Annotated in this window: 15 protein-coding genes and 1 tRNA gene; 5 read left to right on the plus strand and 11 right to left on the minus strand. The window is 71.4% G+C overall.

Translation table 11 applies throughout. The features are described 5' to 3' along the window. Positions 1-13: 13 nt before the first annotated feature. Entirely contained in the window at positions 14-1,699 is a 1,686-nt protein-coding gene (locus tag JK361_RS22270; RefSeq protein WP_236053375.1) for a flavin-containing monooxygenase, read from the minus strand. Positions 1,700-1,930: 231 nt separating this feature from the next. On the opposite strand from JK361_RS22270, the gene JK361_RS22275 reads away from it, so the two are divergent. Beyond that, complete coding sequence (locus JK361_RS22275; protein ID WP_201821339.1) at positions 1,931-2,551, plus strand: MerR family transcriptional regulator; 621 nt, start codon at positions 1,931-1,933, stop codon at positions 2,549-2,551. A 12-nt stretch (positions 2,552-2,563) separates the two neighbouring features. Here the strand turns inward: JK361_RS22275 and JK361_RS22280 are convergent, their stop codons facing one another. Beyond that, positions 2,564-3,367 carry an exodeoxyribonuclease III gene (locus JK361_RS22280; RefSeq protein ID WP_307787301.1) on the minus strand — a complete coding sequence of 268 codons (804 nt, stop codon included), beginning with the start codon at positions 3,365-3,367 and terminating at the stop codon, positions 2,564-2,566. A 73-nt stretch (positions 3,368-3,440) separates the two neighbouring features. Here JK361_RS22280 and JK361_RS22285 point away from each other — a divergent pair, with 73 nt between their 5' ends. Both JK361_RS22285 and JK361_RS22290 read left to right on the plus strand, forming a co-directional pair. Next, positions 3,441-3,917 carry a GNAT family N-acetyltransferase gene (locus JK361_RS22285; RefSeq protein ID WP_201821044.1) on the plus strand — a complete coding sequence of 159 codons (477 nt, stop codon included), beginning with the start codon at positions 3,441-3,443 and terminating at the stop codon, positions 3,915-3,917. A 171-nt stretch (positions 3,918-4,088) separates the two neighbouring features. After that, on the plus strand, positions 4,089-5,102 hold the full coding sequence (locus JK361_RS22290; RefSeq protein ID WP_236053376.1) for a DMT family transporter: 1,014 nt from the start codon (positions 4,089-4,091) through the stop codon (positions 5,100-5,102). 15 nt (positions 5,103-5,117) lie between these two features. On the opposite strand, the gene JK361_RS22295 is transcribed toward JK361_RS22290, so the two are convergent. From JK361_RS22295 to galU, 8 genes are all read right to left on the minus strand, one after another. Continuing rightward, positions 5,118-6,032 (minus strand): LysR family transcriptional regulator, encoded by a 915-nt coding sequence (locus tag JK361_RS22295; RefSeq protein WP_236053377.1) that lies wholly within the window; start codon positions 6,030-6,032, stop codon positions 5,118-5,120. 206 nt (positions 6,033-6,238) lie between these two features. Continuing rightward, positions 6,239-6,312: transfer RNA gene (locus JK361_RS22300), tRNA-Ala, on the minus strand. A gap of 183 nt (positions 6,313-6,495) precedes the next feature. Further along, entirely contained in the window at positions 6,496-7,716 is a 1,221-nt protein-coding gene (sepX, locus tag JK361_RS22305; RefSeq protein WP_201821046.1) for a divisome protein SepX/GlpR, read from the minus strand. A 178-nt stretch (positions 7,717-7,894) separates the two neighbouring features. Continuing rightward, on the minus strand, positions 7,895-8,590 hold the full coding sequence (locus JK361_RS22310; protein ID WP_201821048.1) for a GNAT family N-acetyltransferase: 696 nt from the start codon (positions 8,588-8,590) through the stop codon (positions 7,895-7,897). A gap of 20 nt (positions 8,591-8,610) precedes the next feature. Continuing rightward, positions 8,611-9,147 carry a MogA/MoaB family molybdenum cofactor biosynthesis protein gene (locus JK361_RS22315; RefSeq protein ID WP_201821051.1) on the minus strand — a complete coding sequence of 179 codons (537 nt, stop codon included), beginning with the start codon at positions 9,145-9,147 and terminating at the stop codon, positions 8,611-8,613. Beyond that, positions 9,144-9,656: a cyclic pyranopterin monophosphate synthase MoaC gene (gene moaC / locus JK361_RS22320; RefSeq protein WP_201821053.1), complete on the minus strand. Its 513-nt coding sequence runs from the start codon at positions 9,654-9,656 to the stop codon at positions 9,144-9,146. The genes JK361_RS22315 and moaC overlap by 4 nt, the downstream gene beginning before the upstream one ends. A 129-nt stretch (positions 9,657-9,785) precedes the next feature. Beyond that, complete coding sequence (gene glp, locus JK361_RS22325) at positions 9,786-11,108, minus strand: molybdotransferase-like divisome protein Glp (protein ID WP_201821055.1); 1,323 nt, start codon at positions 11,106-11,108, stop codon at positions 9,786-9,788. Beyond that, positions 11,105-12,016 (minus strand): UTP--glucose-1-phosphate uridylyltransferase GalU, encoded by a 912-nt coding sequence (galU, locus tag JK361_RS22330; protein WP_201821057.1) that lies wholly within the window; start codon positions 12,014-12,016, stop codon positions 11,105-11,107. The genes glp and galU overlap by 4 nt, the downstream gene beginning before the upstream one ends. Before the next feature lie 134 nt (positions 12,017-12,150). On the opposite strand from galU, the gene JK361_RS22335 reads away from it, so the two are divergent. Next, positions 12,151-12,732, plus strand: coding sequence for a 5-formyltetrahydrofolate cyclo-ligase (locus JK361_RS22335; protein ID WP_201821059.1), 582 nt, complete (start codon positions 12,151-12,153; stop codon positions 12,730-12,732). A gap of 131 nt (positions 12,733-12,863) precedes the next feature. Here the strand turns inward: JK361_RS22335 and JK361_RS22340 are convergent, their stop codons facing one another. Beyond that, complete coding sequence (locus JK361_RS22340) at positions 12,864-15,704, minus strand: penicillin acylase family protein (protein WP_201821060.1); 2,841 nt, start codon at positions 15,702-15,704, stop codon at positions 12,864-12,866. 224 nt (positions 15,705-15,928) lie between these two features. On the opposite strand from JK361_RS22340, the gene JK361_RS22345 reads away from it, so the two are divergent. Beyond that, positions 15,929-17,434 carry a potassium/proton antiporter gene (locus JK361_RS22345; RefSeq protein ID WP_201821345.1) on the plus strand — a complete coding sequence of 502 codons (1,506 nt, stop codon included), beginning with the start codon at positions 15,929-15,931 and terminating at the stop codon, positions 17,432-17,434. Positions 17,435-17,524: the final 90 nt, after the last annotated feature.

The following is a 17,524-nucleotide window of genomic DNA, read 5'->3' on the forward strand; positions in this document are numbered from 1 at the left end:
AAGGCGCGCCGGCTCATGCGCCGGCCCCGCTCCGCTTGAGCGCCACGGCGGCCTCCCCGGCCTCCCCGGCCCCGGCATCCGCGACGCCCTTGGCGTCCTTGGCGTCCTTGGCGCCCTTGACGTCCGTGGCGTCCGTGGCGTCCGTGACGCCCTTCGCCGCCTTCTCCGCCTCCCCCGCCTTCGCCACCTTCTCCGCCGACGGCTTCCGGATGACCTCGTACTCCGCCAGGTCCACCCGCCGGGTGGCGGTCCGGAACTCGGTCGTCGTACCGGGCCAGATGGTGGTGTTGCGGCCGCTCGCGTCCAGGTACCAGCTCGTGCAGCCGCCGGTGTTCCACACGGTCCGCTTCATGCGCTCCTGGACCCTGTGGTTCCAGGACTCGACGGCGGCGGGCCGGGCGTCCAGGGCGGTGCGGCCTCCCCCGGTGCCGTGCGGGCCCGGGGACCACCCCAGGACGTCGAGCTGGCGCAGGTAGTCGGCCATGTAGTTCAGCTGGGACTCGATCATGAGGATCATGGAGGAGTTGCCGAGGCCGGTGTTGGGCCCGATGATCGTCATCCAGTTCGGGAACCCCGCCGCCGCGGCGCCGCGCAGCGCCTGCATGCCGTTCTTCCAGGACTCCGCGAGCGTGATGCCCTCCTTGCCGACGACCCGCTCGGCGATGGGCATGTCCGTGACGTGGAAGCCCGTACCGAAGATGATCGCGTCGGCCTCGGCCTCCGTGCCGTCGGCGGCGACGAGCGTGGACCCGCGGACCTCGCTGAGCCCGCCGGTGACGACGTCCACGTTGGGCCGGGCCAGCGCCGGGTAGTACGAGCTGGACAGCAGGATCCGCTTGCAGCCGATGCGGTAGTCCGGGGTGAGCTTGGCGCGCAGGACGGGGTCCTTGACGGCGCGGGTCATGTTGCGCCTGGCGAGCCGCTCGACGAGGCCGAGTTCGTCCGGGTGCCTGGTGAACGCCTGGACCTGGAGCTCCCGGATGCCCCACAGCAGCCCGCGCCGGGCCTGCGCGGTGACGGGCAGCCGCCGGTGCAGCCAGCGCTCGGCGCCGCTGATGGCACGGTCGACCCGGGGCATCACCCACGGCGGCGTGCGCTGGAAGAGGGTGAGCCGGCCGACCTGCGGCTGGATGGCGGGCACGATCTGGATGGCGGAGGCGCCGGTGCCGACCATGGCGACGCGCTTGCCGCGCAGGTCGTAGTCGTGGTCCCAGCGGGCGGAGTGGAACACCTTGCCCGGGAAGGAGTCGAGCCCCGGGATCTCGGGGATCTTCGGGTCGGACAGCGGCCCGGTGGCGGAGACGACGACATCGGCGCTGAGGGAGCCGCGCGTGGTCTCGATGTTCCACCGCAGGTTGTCGTTGTCCCAGGTCATCAGCTTGACCTCGGAGTCCAGGCGGATGTGCGGGCGCAGTCCGAACAGGTCGGTGACGTGCTCCAGGTAGGCGCGGATGTGCCGCTGGCCGGAGAACGTGCGCGGCCAGTCGGGGTTGGGCGCGAAGGAGAAGGAGTAGAGGTGCGAGGGCACGTCACAGGCGCACCCCGGGTAACTGTTGTCCCGCCAGGTACCACCGACGCTGTCGGCCCGCTCCAGGACGACGAAGTCGGTGATTCCCTCGCGGCGCAGCCGCACGGCGGCCCCCAGCCCGCCGAACCCGGACCCGATCACCGCCACCCGTACATGCTCGTGCTCGGCCATCCCGAAGCCTCCACGCATCACCTAGGAACTCTGCCAGTGAACACTGGCGCAATGGGACTGTAGAGCAGCCACGTACCGAGCGGTAGGGGGCGGGGGAAGGAAGTTACCGGCGGTACACCTTAGGCTGCGGGCGTGGCAGAGGACGCAGAACACCCGGAGACCCGACCGGAGCCGGCCGGCCCGCGGACACACCCGGAACCGGCCCGCCCCGGCGCCCCGCGCGAGTACCGCATGGAGGAACTGGCCCGGCTGGCCGGCATCACCGTGCGCACCCTGCGCTTCTACCGCGAGCGCAAGCTGCTCCCGCCACCCCGCCGCGAGGGCCGCATAGCCTGGTACGACGATCACCACCTGGCCCGGCTGCGCACCATCGCCGCCCTGCTGGAGCGCGGCCACACGCTCAACGGCATCGCCGAACTCGCCGAGGCGTTCGACCACGGCCGGGACGTCGCCGACCTGCTCGGCGTCGGCGCCCCCACCGAGGAGGAGCCGGTGCGCCTCACGCCCGAGGAACTCGCCGCCCGCTTCGAGGGCGACGTCACGCCCGAGAACCTCGCCGCCGCCATGGAACTGGGCTACATCGGCACCGACGGCGACGAGATCGTCCACATCAGCCGGCGCCTGCTGGACGTCTCCTCCGCGCTGGTCCGCGAGGGCATCCCGCTCGCCGAGGTCCTCTCGGCCGCCGCCCGCGTCCGCGAGCACGCCGAGGCCCTGGCCCAGCTCTTCTCGGACGTCATCCTGCGCCACGCCCCCGAGGAGGATCTCCAGCGCCTGCGCCCGCTGGCCCGCAGCGTCGTCGAGGCGGAACTCTCCCTGGCGCTCGACCGCCGTCTGAGCAAACGCGACTGAGCACCAAGGGCGCTACAGGTCGTAGACGACGGTCACCGGCGCGTGGTCCGACCAGCGCTCGGCGTGCGTGGCCGCGCGCTCCACGAAGCCCTTGACCGCCTTGCCGGCGAGGCCGGGCGTGGCGACGTGGTAGTCGATGCGCCAGCCGGTGTCGTTGTCGAAGGCCCGTCCACGGTACGACCACCAGGTGTACGGCCCCTCGGCGTCCGGGTGCAGGGCGCGGACGACGTCGACGTAACCGCCCTCGTCGGCGGCGAACACCCGGCCGAGCCAGTCCCGCTCCTCGGGCAGGAAGCCGGAGCTCTTGGTGTTGCCGCGCCAGTTCTTGAGGTCGGCCCGCTGGTGGGCGATGTTCCAGTCACCGCAGACCACGACCTCGCGGCCGTCGGCGGCGGCGCGCTCGCGCAGCTCCTTCAGGTGGGCGAGGAACTCGCCCATGAAACGGACCTTCTCGTCCTGCCGCTCGGTGCCGACCTCGCCGGAGGGCAGGTAGAGGGAGGCGACGGTGACACCGGGCAGCTCGGCCTCGACATAGCGCCCGCCGCCGTCGAACTCGGCGGAGCCGAAGCCGATCCGTACGCGGTCGGGCTCACGCCTGGTGTAAAGGGAGACGCCCGCACGGCCCTTGGCGGCGGCCGGAGCGTGCACGACGTGCCAGCCCTCGGGCTGCCGGACCTCCTCGGGCAGCTGGTGCGGCTCGGCACGCACCTCCTGAAGGCAGACGACGTCGGCGTCGGTCCCGGCGAGCCACTCCACGAAGCCCTTCTTCGCCGCGGCCCGCAGCCCGTTCACGTTCACCGAGGTCACAGTCAGCACCAGGGCACGATACCGGCACACTGGTCGGGGTCCGCAAAGCCCCATCCCTCTGCATAGAAGTACGATGCCCAGCATGATTATACGACCTGTTCGTTTCGATCACCCGGACGCCCTGAAGCTCAACGACGAGGTCCAGGCCGAATACCACGTGCGCTACGGCGACGGAGGTGACGCCACGGCCCTGGCGGCCACCGACTTCGACCCGCCCCGGGGCGTGTACCTGATCGCGTACGACGAGCAGGGCCGCCCGGTGGCGACCGGCGGCTGGCGCAGCCAGGACGACAACGGCGAAGGCAACGAGGACGGCGACGCCGAACTCAAGCGCATGTTCGTCGTGGAGGGAATGCGCGGCCGGGGCCTGGCGCGCCGCATCCTCGCCGCCCTGGAGGAGGACGCCCGCCGGGCCGGCCGGATCCGCATGGTCCTGGAGACGGGCACCAAGCAGCCGGAGGCCATCGCCCTGTACACCTCGTGCGGCTACGCGCCGTGCGGGAAGTTCGGGTACTACCGCGAGTACGAGGAGAGCCGCTGCTTCGCCAAGCGGCTCTGAGTCCCCGCCCCCACCGGCGAAGGCGCCGCTCGGGCGGCCCATCGACAGCATCGATGGGGGCATCGGATTCACTCCCCGGCAGGCCGTGGACCGGACCCCGTACCAGCTCATAGCTTCGTCTGGCGCCGGCCGGCACGGCGGCCGGCGGACCGGGCTCCCAGGAGGGGTGGCATGAGCACATCGGAGGCACCCGCGCGCCGGGAGACGCGCGGCGCGGTCGAACTGACGGCGGCCATGCTGCTGTCCGGCACCATCGGCGTCTTCGTCGTGGAGTCCGGCGCCTCGCCGTTCAACGTGGTCTTCTACCGGTGCGTGTTCGGCGCCCTGTTCCTCGGCGTCTACTGCGCGCTCCGCGGCTTCTTCAGGAACCACGGCTTCACCGCGAGGAAGCTCGCCCTGGCCGCCGCAGGCGGCGTTTTCATCGTGTTCAACTGGGCGTTCCTCTTCGAGGCGTACGGCAGGACGTCCATCTCGGTGGCCACGGTCGTCTACCACACGCAGCCGTTCTTCGTGGTCCTGCTCGGCGCCCTGTTCTTCAAGGACCGCATCACGCGCCAGAAGGCGGGCTGGCTGCTCGTCGCCTTCCTCGGGCTCGTCCTGGTCGCCGGCGTCTCCGCCTCCGACCTCTCCGGTGACAGCGCCTACCTCGTGGGCCTCGGCTACGCCCTGCTGGCCGCCCTCTTCTACGGGCTGTCCACGATCATCACCAAGCGCGTGACCGGAGTGCGGCCCCATCTCGTCGCCCTGGTGCAGGTCCTGCTCGGCATCCCGCTGCTGCTGCCCTTCACCCGGCTCGGCCAGAGCGCGCACCTCGGCACCGGCTGGGCCTGGCTCGCCGGCCTCGGCTTCCTCCACACCGGCGTCATGTACGCCCTGATGTACTCCTCGTACCAGAAGCTGCCCACCTCGAAGATCGCCGTGCTGGCCTTCGTGTACCCGGCCGCCGCACTGATCTGCGACTGGGCCGTCTACGGCCACCACGTCACCTGGACCCAGGCCCTGGGCATCCCCCTGATCGTGGCCGCCTCCCTGGGCACCAACCTGGGGTGGCGCCCCGGCCGCCGAGGGGGACCGGCACCCACCGCGGCCGCCGCCCCGACCGCGCTTGCCACACCTGCCGCACCTGCCGCACCTGCCGCAGCGGTCCGGCCGGAGGCCAAGGCCGGGCGGTGCGCGGCCGGCTGACCGGCCGCCGCCGGCTCAGGACGGTGGCGCGCCCGGCGGTACGGCGTCCTCCCTCATCAACCGCATCGCCTGGTCGATGAACAGCTTCAGCTCCCGGGAGAGCCGCCGGCCGCCGCGCCACGCCAGCTGCGTGCGGACGGAGAACGGGGCGTCCCACGGCAACGCCGTCATCTCGCCCTTCTCCAGCTCCGCGGCGACGGTGACCGTGGGAAGCAGCGAGACACCCAGCCCGGACGCGACGCCCTTCTTGATCGCCTCGATGGTGCCGAACTCCAGGAACGGCGCGTGCTCCACCCCCCGCAGCTCCGCCTCGAACAGGTCGCGGTAGGCGCACCCGGCCTCGGTCGCCAGGACGGACACCGACCGCAGATCGTCCAGCGAGAGCTGCGGCCGCCGCGCCAGCGGATGGCCGGGAGCCGCGACCAGCACCAGCGGTTCCTCGGCCAGCACCACCGAGTCCAGCCCCGGATGCCGGGTCTCCTGCTCCATGAGGAAGCCGATGTCGAAGGTGCCCTGGCGCAGTGCGTGCCGGGTCTCGGCGCACAGGCTCGGCCGCAGCGAGAGCTGCACCTTCGGGTAGCGGTGGTGGAAGAACTCCAGCAGCGGCGGCATGCGGTACGAGGTGACGCTCTCCATCGTGCCGATCGCCAGCGTGCCCGAGGGGCCGTCCCCGCCGGCCACGTCCGCGCGGGCCGCCTCGACGAGCGCCAGGATCTGCTCCGCGTACTCCAGCAGCTTCTCCCCGGCGGGCGTGAGCCGGATCCGCCCGCCGAGCCGGTCGAAGAGCTCCACTCCCAGCGAGGTCTCCAGCGCGCGGATCTGTGTCGTCACGCTCGACTGCGCGTAGCTGAGTTCCTCGGCGGCGCGCGTGAAGCTCAGCAGCGCCGCGACCTTCTGGAACGTCACCAGATGGCGAATCTCCACCGTCATCCCCCCGTGGTCGACCGGCCGGCACCAAGATCATGCCCGGCGGACACAGGGCCGCGGCATGTGATGTGATCCACGCCACTTTCCGTCTGGGGGGCGGCATCGCATTCCGCCGCCCTTCCCCGTAAACGACGAAGATCCCGACCGATCATGATGATCGGCGGGATCTTCGTTCACCATTCCCGATGTGACTCGGGAACAGTCGTGCGTGGACCTGAGGGGATTTGAACCCCTGGCCCCCTCGATGCGAACGAGGTGCGCTACCGGACTGCGCCACAGGCCCTTGCAACGAGTGAAACTTTAGCATCCCGATCGGGGTGCTTGGAAATCCGTTCCCTGACTGGTCAGGGCGGGGGTGGCCGGAGCGGGTGGGGCGGGGGCTCCGGCCGGGAGGGCCTGCGCCGGGCAGGGCCGGGCGGACTCGGGGACGGCGGACGGGGCCCGTTCGCCGACCGTGCGGACGGGGCTATTCGTTGGCCGCGCGGGGGCGGTCCCCCTCCTCGTACTGGTCGAAGAGCGGTGTGCGTCCGCGCTCACGCGCCCGGCGCGCCGAGGCCGCACCGGCGGATCCACCGCGCGAGCGCGTCCGTGCGCGAGGCAGCGCGTCACCGCGGCCGCCCGCCGGCTTGTCCCCGGCCGCCGGCTCCGGCTCGCCCGCCTCGCCCTCCGGCGCATGGCCCGCCTCGTGTTCCGGCACGACCGCGCTGGAACGCGCCGAACTCCACGTGTCGGGCGCCCCCAGATCCACGTCGGAGGTGGCGCGCGGAGCGACGGGCGCGGTCACGTACGTCGGCAACGGCACCGGCACCGGGTCCCAGCTGTCCCCGTGACCGGGTCGCCGCCGCCGCTCCCGCTGCTGGTCGACCCACTCGGCGTGGTCGGTCTGCTCGACGAGCGCGCGCCGGTCGGCGGCGAGCGTGGACAGACCGGTCTCGGTGTCGGCGCCCTGGCCCTCGTCCGCCTCGTCGACGCCCGCACCCTCGTCGGCGGACGCGCGTCGGCGCGGCTGGCGCTCGCGCAGGCGCTGGGCGGCGACCTCGGCGCGCCGGCGGTCCATCTGGTAGGCGAAGCGGCGCCGCTCCTGCACACGCAGGTAGGCGATGTAGGCGCTGAGCGTCACCGCCGGCACGCCGGGCACCCAGAGGAACGCGAGCCCGCCGACGGCGGCGACGACCGCGCCGAGGGTGAAGACGAGGAAAAGCATCACGGTGGTGCGCCGACGGCGTGCGAGTACCTTCGAGCGCCGGGCGCGTGCCGCGGCCGTCTGCGCCGAGGGCTCACGCCGCGCCACCGGTTCACGCTGCGGTGCGGGTGCGGAGGTGGACTTGGGGGTCGGCGTGGCGCTCTGGTCGCGCACCGGTTCCGCACTGCCGGGCACCTCGGGCCCGGCCTCCGTGCCGACCTGACGACGGGTCGGAGGCACGGCGAAGGCCCGGACGTCCACCGAGTCGGTGACCGCGTCCGGATCGCCGGCGTCCGGCTCCCCCTCTTGGGCGGAGCGCGCCCGCAGGTCCCTGGCGTACCGGCGCTCCATGCCCGCCCGTCCGGAAAGCAGCCGGATGGCGGTGCTGAAGCGTTCCGTCGGACGGGCCTCGTTCAGCTCGTCCTGCCTACGGAGCCACATCGGCACCAAGTAGGCGGCCCAGGCCCCGACAATGACTGCGTAGATGAGGCCGCTGCTGCTCACGCCTCACACGGTAGAGGGGTTTGCGTGAGGCCATCCGCCAATTGGGCCGGTGTGTCGCACGATCTGGCTGATATTTCCAGCATTTTTTTCGACCGATGCGATCACTGGACCCACACAGTGGCGAATTCAAGAGGTCCGAGACGGTCACCAGCCGACCAAATTCGAACACGCATTCCATTTACGGGCGCTCGACGGGATTCCCCGGCGCGTTCCGCGGATTCCGCGACGGATCCGCGGTTCCGGACGTGTCTCCGGGACCGGCCGGCCGCTCGGCGTGCCGGTCCCCCTGGGAGCGTGCCCGGTGCCACCGCGCGAGCAACCCGTCGGGCACCTCTTCCGCGGTGAGCGCGAAGACGAGATGGTCGCGCCAGGCGCCGTCGATGTGGAGATAGCGCGGCCGGAGCCCCTCCTCGCGGAATCCGAGTTTCTCCACGACCCGGCGGCTCGGCCGGTTCTCGGGGCGAATGCAGACCTCGATGCGGTGCAGACCGACGGTACGGAAACAGTGGTCCACCACGAGCGCGACGGCCGCCGGCATCACCCCGCGCCCGGCCACCGCCTCGTCCACCCAGTAGCCGACGTGCCCCGAGCACATCGAGCCCCAGGTGATCCCGGCCACGGTCAGCTGCCCGACGAGCTGCCCCTGGTACTCGATGACGAACGGCAGCATCCGGCCCGCGTGGGCCTCGGACCGCAGATGCCGGACCATCTGGCGGTAGGTCGGCCGGTGCGCGATCGGCCCGGCCGGCGTGGGCGGCGGGATGGTCGCCTCCCACGGACGCAGCCAGTCGCGGTTGCGCCGGTTCACCTCGCGCCAGACCCGCTGGTCGCGCAGCTTTATCGGCCGGAGGACGACATCGCCGTCCGCCAGCACGACGGGCCAGGAAAGGCTGTTCAGCTCGCACCCCCACTGCCGGGTCTGGGGTGGTCACCGCCGCGGATCTGGTCGACGGCGTGGATCAGCAGGGGCTCCAGCACGGCGAGGCCGTCCCGCACCCCACCGCTCGACCCGGGCAGGTTGACGATCAGCGTTCCGCCGGCCACTCCCGCCAGGCCCCGCGACAGCGCGGCGGTCGGCACCTTCTCCCGCCCGTACGCGCGCACGGCCTCCGCGATGCCCGGCACCTCGTAGTCGAGCACCGCGCGGGTCGCCTCGGGGGTGCGGTCGGTGGGCGAGATGCCGGTGCCACCGGTGGTGACCACGACGTCGTAGGCCGCCTCCACGGCCGCCCGCAGCGCCGCTTCCACCGGATCCCCGTCCGGCACCACCCGCGGCCCGTCCACGGCGAACCCGAGGTTCTCCAGGCCCTTCACGATCAGCGGGCCGCCCTTGTCCTCGTAGACGCCGGCGGCGGCCCGGTTGGAGGCGGTGACGACCAGCGCGGCGTACGGCGCCGGCAGAGCGCCGCCCAGGGGGTCGTCCCGTGTCATGCCCGGCTCCAGTCGCCCGACTTGCCGCCCGTCTTCTCCTCCACCCGTACGTCCGTGATGACCGCTCCCTTGTCGACCGCCTTGACCATGTCGATCACGGTGAGCGCGGCGACCGTCACCGCGGTGAGGGCCTCCATCTCGACGCCCGTGCGGTCCGTCGTCTTCACGGTGGCCCGGATCTCCACGGCGTCGTCCGCGACCGACAGATCCAGTTTCACACCGGACACCGACAACGGGTGGCACAGCGGGATCAGATCCGGGGTCCGCTTGGCACCCATGATCCCGGCGATCCGCGCGGTGGCGAGGGCGTCCCCCTTGGGCATCCCCTCACCGCGCAGCAGCTCGACCACGCGCGGCGAGACGAGGACGCGTCCGCTGGCGCGGGCGGTGCGCGCGGTCACGTCCTTCCCGGACACGTCGACCATGCGGGCCGCGCCCGCCTCGTCGATGTGCGTCAGCCGATCCTGCACAGGGGGTCCGGGGGTCTCCCCCCGGGAAGGCACAGTCATGGTGTGTGGCGCTCCCGGTCCGGGCCCGCCGCGGTGCGGAGCGCGGGCCTGCTGTGCGCGACACGCTACCGCCAAGCCGACGCGCGCAGCGGACCAGGATCGTCCTGCGGACGGGTACGCGCGCGTGCGTCAGCCGAGCAGCACGACCTCGACCTCGCTGCCCGGCTCGACGCACTCCACGTCCTCGGGGACGACGATCAGCGCGTCGGCCTGCGCCAGCGCCGCGACCAGATGGGAACCGGTCCCGCCGACGGGCGTCACCTCGCCCTCGGTGTACGCCCCGCGCAGGAACTGCCGGCGCCCCTTGGGCGAGCGGAGTGCCTCGTCCGCCTTCAGGGCGGCCCGCGCGCGGGGCCGGTGCAGGTCCGTGAGGCCCATCAGGGCACGGATGGCGGGGCGCACGAACAGCTCGAAGGAGACGTACGACGACACCGGGTTGCCGGGCAGGGCCAGCAGCGGAGTGTGGTCGGGCCCGATGGAACCGAAGCCCTGGGGCTTGCCGGGCTGCATCGCGAGCTTGCGGAAGTCGACACCGCTTCCCGCCACGTCCTCGTCGCCGACGTACGACAGCGCCTCCTTGACGACGTCGTACGCCCCCACGCTGACCCCGCCGGTGGTCACCAGCAGGTCCGCGCGGATGAGCTGGTCCTCGATGGTGGAGCGGAGGGTCTCGGCGTCGTCGGCGACGGCGCCCACCCGGTAGGCGATGGCGCCCGCGTCCCGCGCGGCGGCGGTGAGGGAGAAGCTGTTGGAGTCGTAGATCTGGCCCGTGGCCAGCTGCTCGCCGGGCTGCACGAGCTCGCTGCCGGTGGACAGGACGACCACGCGCGGGCGCGGACGCACGCGTACCGTGCCGCGGCCGATCGCGGCGAGCAGCGCGATCTGGGGCGGGCCGAGGATCGTCCCGGCCTCCAGGGCCCGGTCGCCGGCCCGCACGTCGCTGCCCTTGGCCCGCACGTGCGCGCCCGCCTCGGCTGAGCGGTACACGTGCACGTGCCCCTCGGCTCCCTCGGGAGCCAGGCTGCGCGCCCGCATGCCGCTCACCGGGCCCTCGCCGAGCCCGCCGTCGGTCCACTCGACGGGGACGACGGCCTCGGCGCCGGGCGGCAGCGGCGCGCCGGTCATGATGCGCGCGGCCTGCCCGGGGCCGACCCGCACCGGATCGGCCGCGCCGGCCGCGACGTCCCCGACGACCTCCAGGACGGCCGGGAACTCCTCGCCGGCGCCCTCGACGTCCGTGACCCGCACCGCGTACCCGTCCATGGAGCTGTTGTCGAACGGCGGCAGGGACACCGGCACCGTGACGTCGTCGACCAGGACGCAGCCCTGGGCGTCGAGCAGTTGCAGCTCGATGGGTTCGAGGGGGCGGACGGTCGAGAGGATGTCCTCCAGGTGGTCGTCCACCGACCACAGGTCGTCCGGGCCGGCGGGGCGGGTCACGGCGCTGCTCAAGATTGCTGCATCTCCTCGGCTACGTAACTGCGAAGCCAGGCCCGGAAGTCAGGACCCAGGTCTTCACGTTCGCACGCGAGTCTGACAATGGCACGCAGATAGTCGCCACGGTCTCCGGTGTCATAACGGCGGCCCTTGAAGACGACGCCGTGCACGGGGCCGCCGACCTTCTCGTCCTGCGCGAGCTGCTGGAGGGCGTCGGTGAGCTGGATCTCGCCGCCGCGGCCCGGCTCGGTGGTGCGCAGGACACCGAAGATGTGCGGGTCGAGGACATAACGGCCGATGATCGCGTAGTTGGACGGGGCGTCCGCCGCGTCCGGCTTCTCGACCAGTCCGGTCACCTTCACCACGTCACCGTCGGCGGTGGCCTCCACCGCCGCGCAGCCGTAGAGGTGGATCTGCTCGGGCGTGACCTCCATGAGGGCGACCACGCTGCCGCCGTGCTGCTCCTGCACCTCGATCATGCGCCGCAGCAGCGGGTCCCGCGGATCGATCAGGTCGTCTCCGAGAAGAACGGCGAACGGCTCGTGGCCGACGTGCGGAGCGGCGCACAGCACGGCATGACCGAGTCCCCTGGGGTCGCCCTGGCGCACGTAGTGCATGGTGGCCAGGTCGCTCGACTGCTGCACTTTCGCGAGCCGGGCGGCGTCACCCTTCTTCTGGAGCGCCGATTCCAGCTCGTAATTGCGGTCGAAATGGTCCTCGAGCGGCCGCTTGTTGCGCCCGGTGATCATAAGGACGTCATCGAGCCCCGCAGACACGGCCTCCTCGACCACGTACTGGATCGCCGGCTTGTCGACGACGGGCAGCATCTCCTTGGGAGTGGCCTTCGTCGCCGGCAGGAACCGGGTGCCGAGACCGGCTGCGGGAATGACAGCCTTGCTGATCCTGGGGTGGGACTGAGTCATGCCCGCCACCATATCCGGTGCCTTTGCTGCATTTCTGTGGCTCCGGATGGTTGACCCTCATATGACCTGCATTAAGAAGGGTGCGAGAACGACCAGTGGAACACGTCGGACGTTCAGGCGAGCCTGACAAGCGCATGTTGCGACAACAGCTCCTCGGGGTGAGGGGCAGGTGGACGGCGGATGACGTCCGCGAAGCGGGCCGTGCGCTGGCGGAACGCGCCTTGGAGCTGCCCGAGCTGGCGCATGGGCGCACGGTGGCGGCGTACGTCTCGGTGGGAAGCGAACCGGGCACGCTCGCGCTGCTGGAGGCGCTGCGCGCGCGGGGCGTGCGCGTCCTGCTGCCCGCCCTCCTGCCCGACAACGATCTGGACTGGGGCGAGTACACCGGCCCGGACTCCCTCGCGAAGGTCGAACACCCCAGAAAAATGGCGCTTTTCGAACCCTCCGGCACGCGCCTCGGCCCGGACGCCGTGACGGCCGCGGACGTCGTCCTGCTGCCCGGACTCGCGGTGGACGCGCGCGGGATGCGCCTGGGCCGCGGGGGCGGGTCCTACGACCGTGTGCTGGCCCGGCTGGAGCGCGCGGGCGCGCATCCCCGGCTCGTGGTGCTGCTGTACGACAGCGAGGTCGTCGCGCGCGTACCGGCGGAGGCGCACGACAAGCCGGTGCACGCGGTGGTGACACCCTCCGCCGTGCGCCGCTTCCCCGGGGCCTGACCGGGAGCCCCGCACCCTTCGTCGTCCCGGCTCGCGCCCCCGCATGCGAAACGGCCCTCCACGCGCGCGTGGAGGGCCGTTTCAGTGGTGGGCCGTCCGGAGTCCCGGGCCGCCGGAGGTGCCGGGAAGGATCAGGGCTCGAGGACGAGGGTGTCGCTCGTGCTCCCGTCCACCGCCTTGCCCGAGAACGACCAGGGCAGCAGCTCGCCGTTGGCCCACTTGCCCGTCTGGTCCGTGTAGTGCGCGTTGAACGCGTGCCCGGAGGCGCCGGACAGGTTGATCCACTTGGACTTGTCGAGGTCGGCGAGGTTGACGACCATCCGCATCGACGGAACCCAGACGACGTTGTAGCCGCCGGCGGCGTTCCAGCCGCTCGCGTTCACCGTCGCCTCGCCGCCGCTGAGCTTCCAGGGGCCGCGGTTCAGGATGTACTGGAGGACCTTGGGGCCCTCGGTGCCGAGCGTCTGGTTCTTCAGGAACAGCCGGTGCAGCCGGCCCCAGCTCCAGGTGTCGATGTCCTTGCCGAGCTTGGCGGTCAGCTCCCAGCGGGCGTCGATCATGGACCGGGCGAAGAGCTGGTCGCGGTTGTTCGCGGCGGGACGGGTGCCCGACCTCGGGGTCTTCCACCAGTCGCTGTCGGGCTTGTCCATCAGGGTGCGCACGACCTCGAACCAGCGGTCGCCACCGTCCGGCTGCGCCTGGTCGGCGTCGCGCTGGCCGCACTCGCGCACCTTGGTGTCGTCGTCCACCGGGCCGGTGCTGTCGATCTTGTCGACCCACAGGCACTGCCCCGTGACGCGCACCTCCTTGGGCAGCTTGTTGCCGAAGGCGAGCTTGACGATGTTGCGCCACACGGCGTTGAAGTACGCGGCTGCCGCGGAGTCGGCGTCCTGGGTGTAGTCCCAGCCCTCCAGCAGCTTCTGCGCCTGGCGGACTTCCGGGTCGTCGAGGTTGATCTTCAGCAGCTTGGGCACCAGGAGCTTGGCGATCTCGCTGCTGTTGTCCAGCTGCATCTGCCGCATGTCGTCGGTCGAGATCTTGCCGCCGCCCTTGATCTTGGACTCGATCAGGTCGGTGATGCGCTGGCTGCGGGTGCCGTAGCCCCAGTCGGTGGTGAGCGTGTACGGGTACTCGGCCTGGTCGACCACGGCCTGGTTGGCGGTGACGATGTAGCCGCGGTCGGGGTCGTACTCGTAGGGCAGCTCGTCCTTCTTGATGAAGCCCGTCCAGCGGTACTTCGACTCCCAGCCAGGCGCCGGGAGCGCGCCGGCGTCCTTGGCGGAGCGCGTGGGGATCTTGCCGGGCAGCGTGTAGCCGATGTGGTTGTCCGTGCTGGCGTAGATCAGGTTCTGCGACGGCACGTCGAACAGGGCCGCCGCCGCGCGGAAGTCGTTCCAGCCGCCGGCCTTGTCGAGGGCGAACACGGCGTCCATGGAGGTGCCCGGGTCGAGCGCGGTCCACCTCAGGGCGATGCCGTAGCCGTCACCGCGGTCGGGCGCGGCGGAGTTCACGGAGGCCTTCCTGCCGACCTGGACGAGTTCGTCGTCCCGGTCGGACAGCAGCGGCATCCCGTCCTGGGTCTGGCGCACGACGATCGTCTTGGCCTTGCCGCCGGCGACCTGGATGGTCTCCTCACGGGTCTTGAAGGGCTTGATCTTGCCGTCGTACAGGTAGCCGTTCGCGCTGACCTTCTCCAGGTAGAGGTCGGTGACGTCGACGCCGGAGTTGGTCATTCCCCAGGCGATCCTGGCGTTGTGGCCGATGATCACACCGGGCATACCGGCAAAGGTGTAGCCGGTGACGTCGTACTGGCACTTGCTCGAGACGGTCCGGCAGTGCAGGCCCATCTGGTACCAGACGGACGGCAGGGACGCCGACAGGTGCGGGTCGTTGGCGAGCAGCGGCTTGCCGGTGATGGTGTTCTTCCCGGCGACCACCCAGGAGTTGGAGCCGATGCCCTGGCCGTTCACGCCGACGGCCGTGGGGAGGCCGTCCAGGACCTTGTAGAGGCCGCCGAGCTGGCTCGTGAGACCCGGGTTCGTCCCGGTCGTCGTCGAGGCGCCGGTCGTGCCCGTCGTGCCCTGGGAGGAGCCCGTGGTGCCGCCCGTCGTTCCCTGGGTGGTATTGGCGCCACCGGCCGTGCTCTGGGTGGAGCCGGCGCCGGCGCCCTGCTGGAAGACCTTGGTCAGCTCGTCGTACCGGCCGTCCTGCACGATCGGCTTGTTGCGGCTGTAGGGGTACGCCGGGTACAGGTCCTGGATCTGCTGCGGGCCGAGCCGGCTCGTCATCAGGGCGCGGTCGATCTCGTCCTGCATGTTGCCGCGCAGGTCCCAGGCCATCGCCTTCAGCCATGAGACGGAGTCGACCGGGGTCCACTCGCCCGGCTTGTAGTCGTTGGAGAAGCCCAGGGCCGCGTACTCCAGGGAGATGTCCTTGCCTTCCTTGCCCTGGAGGTAGGCATTGACTCCCTTGGCGTAGGCCTGGAGGTACTTCTTCGTGGAGTCCGACAGCTTGGAGTCGTACTCCTGCTGGGCGATCCGGTCCCAGCCGAGGGTGCGCAGGAACTCGTCGTTCTCGACCTGGCTCTTGCCGAACATCTCCGACAGGCGCCCGGCGGTCATGTGCCGGCGCACGTCCATCTCGTAGAACCGGTCCTGCGCCTGGACGTAGCCCTGCGCCATGAACAGGTCCTCGTCCGACGACGCGTAGATCTGCGGAATGCCGTAGCCGTCCCGCTTGACGTCGACCGGTCCGGACAGGCCGTCGAGCTTGATGGAACCGGTGGTCTGCGGGAAGGAGGCGCGGACCGTGCTGATCGACCAGTACGCCCCGTAGGCGATGCCGCCGATGATGGCGAGGACCAGTACAAGCACGATCAGTCGGGCTTTGCGCCCCTTTTTCCTGCCGGACTTGACGGACGTGGCACCCGTGGTGGCGGTGTCACCCGTTGTGGCGGTGGTGTTGGGGGGCATCGCTGTCCTTGCTGTCCTAACGCGAGCGGCAGGTCGGGCTGTGACTTTGAATGAGCGCTGGAGCAACCATAGGCGCAGGGCCCTCTCCCGCTTGACGCGGAGTCGGGAACCAGCGCGCACGAGCGTTCGATCTTGCCCTGACGAACGTCAAGAAAGCGTCAAGAGTTAGGTAAGGTAACGAAGTAACCGGAGATCCCCGGCTCAGACCCGAGGAGGAACGCCCGCTGACTGTTCACCACCTCAACCAGCTGCTGCTCATCTGCTCCGTCGTCCTGCTCGTCGCCGTCGCGGCCGTCCGGATCTCCTCGCGCAGCGGGCTCCCCAGCCTGCTCGTGTACCTGGGGATCGGCATCCTCATGGGCCAGGACGGCGTCGGGGACATCCAGTTCAACAGCGCCGAAGTGACCCAGGTCATGGGATACGCGGCCCTGGTCGTGATCCTCGCCGAGGGCGGCCTGGGCACGAAGTGGAAGGAGATCCGGCCGGTCCTGGCGTCCGCCGCGGTGCTCGCCACGGTGGGCGTCGCCATCAGCGTGGGCGTCACCGCCGCGGGCGCGCACTATCTGGTCGGGCTGGAATGGCGGCAGGCGCTCATCATCGGCGCGGTGGTGTCCTCGACGGACGCGGCGGCGGTCTTCTCGGTGCTCCGCAAGGTCCCGCTCCCCGCGCGCGTGACGGGCACGCTGGAGGCGGAATCCGGCTTCAACGACGCCCCCGTGGTCATCCTGGTCGTCGCCTTCTCCACGGCCGGCCCGGTGGAGCACTGGTACGTCCTGCTGGGCGAGATCCTCCTGGAGCTGGCCATCGGTGCGGCCATGGGACTCGCGGTCGGCTGGTTCGGCTCCTGGGGGCTCAAGCACGTGGCGCTGCCCGCGTCCGGCCTCTACCCGATCGCCGTGCTCGCGATCGCCGTCACCGCCTACGCCGCCGGCTCCCTGGCGCACGGCAGCGGCTTCCTGGCCGTCTACCTGGCCTCGATGGTGCTCGGCAACGCCCGGCTCCCCCACTGGCCCGCCACCCGCGGCTTCGCCGAGGGGCTCGGCTGGATCGCGCAGATCGGCATGTTCGTCGTGCTCGGCCTCCTGGTCACCCCGCACGAGCTGGGCGACGACGTCTGGCCCGCCCTGGTCATCGGGCTGGCGCTGACCATGGTGGCCCGGCCGCTGAGCGTGGTGCTCAGCCTGGCGCCGTTCCGGGTGCCCTGGCAGGAGCAGACCCTCATGTCGTGGGCCGGGCTGCGCGGCGCCGTGCCCATCATCCTGGCGACCATCCCCATGGTGAACGGCGTCGCCGGCAGCCGCCGCATCTTCAACATCGTCTTCGTCCTGGTCGTCGTCTACACCCTCGTCCAGGGGCCGACCCTGCCCTGGCTGGCGCGCACCCTGCGGCTGGGCGAGAAGGGCGAGGCCTCGGACCTCGGCATCGAGTCGGCACCCCTGGAGCGGCTGCGCGGCCACCTGCTGTCCGTCTCCATCCCCGAGGGCTCACGGATGCACGGCGTGGAGGTCAGCGAGCTGCGGCTGCCGCCCGGTGCGGCCGTCACCCTGGTCGTCCGCGAGAACGAATCGTTCGTGCCCCTGCCCTCGACGGTGCTGCGGCGCGGCGACGAGCTGCTGGTCGTCGCCACCGATCCGGTGCGCGACGCGGCCGAACGCCGGCTGCGCGCGGTGGCCCACGGCGGCAAGCTGGCGGGCTGGCTCGGCACGAACGGGGCGGGCGGCGGGCGCTGAGACCGGGTGGCCGGGGGCGGGACCGTGCGCGCGGGCGGGGCCGGACGTCGCGGGGACGGGGCCGGGCCGGACGTCGCGGGGACGGGGCCG

This window comes from Streptomyces musisoli, from assembly GCF_016741855.1.
GTDB classification, from domain to species: Bacteria; Actinomycetota; Actinomycetes; order Streptomycetales; family Streptomycetaceae; genus Streptomyces; species Streptomyces musisoli.

Excerpts from the sequence above, each read along its gene's own strand:
- JK361_RS22295 (WP_236053377.1), bottom strand. The coding sequence starts at position 6,032 with ATGACGGTGGAGATTCGCCATCTGGTGACGTTCCAGAAGGTCGCGGCG.
- JK361_RS22275 (WP_201821339.1), top strand. The coding sequence starts at position 1,931 with ATGGAGGAACTGGCCCGGCTGGCCGGCATCACCGTGCGCACCCTGCGC.
- JK361_RS22285 (WP_201821044.1), top strand. The coding sequence starts at position 3,441 with ATGATTATACGACCTGTTCGTTTCGATCACCCGGACGCCCTGAAGCTC.
- JK361_RS22315 (WP_201821051.1), bottom strand. The coding sequence starts at position 9,147 with ATGACACGGGACGACCCCCTGGGCGGCGCTCTGCCGGCGCCGTACGCC.
- JK361_RS22290 (WP_236053376.1), top strand. The coding sequence starts at position 4,089 with ATGAGCACATCGGAGGCACCCGCGCGCCGGGAGACGCGCGGCGCGGTC.
- JK361_RS22270 (WP_236053375.1), bottom strand. The coding sequence starts at position 1,699 with ATGGCCGAGCACGAGCATGTACGGGTGGCGGTGATCGGGTCCGGGTTC.
- JK361_RS22340 (WP_201821060.1), bottom strand. The coding sequence starts at position 15,704 with ATGCCCCCCAACACCACCGCCACAACGGGTGACACCGCCACCACGGGT.
- JK361_RS22335 (WP_201821059.1), top strand. The coding sequence starts at position 12,151 with ATGTTGCGACAACAGCTCCTCGGGGTGAGGGGCAGGTGGACGGCGGAT.
- galU (WP_201821057.1), bottom strand. The coding sequence starts at position 12,016 with ATGACTCAGTCCCACCCCAGGATCAGCAAGGCTGTCATTCCCGCAGCC.
- moaC (WP_201821053.1), bottom strand. The coding sequence starts at position 9,656 with ATGACTGTGCCTTCCCGGGGGGAGACCCCCGGACCCCCTGTGCAGGAT.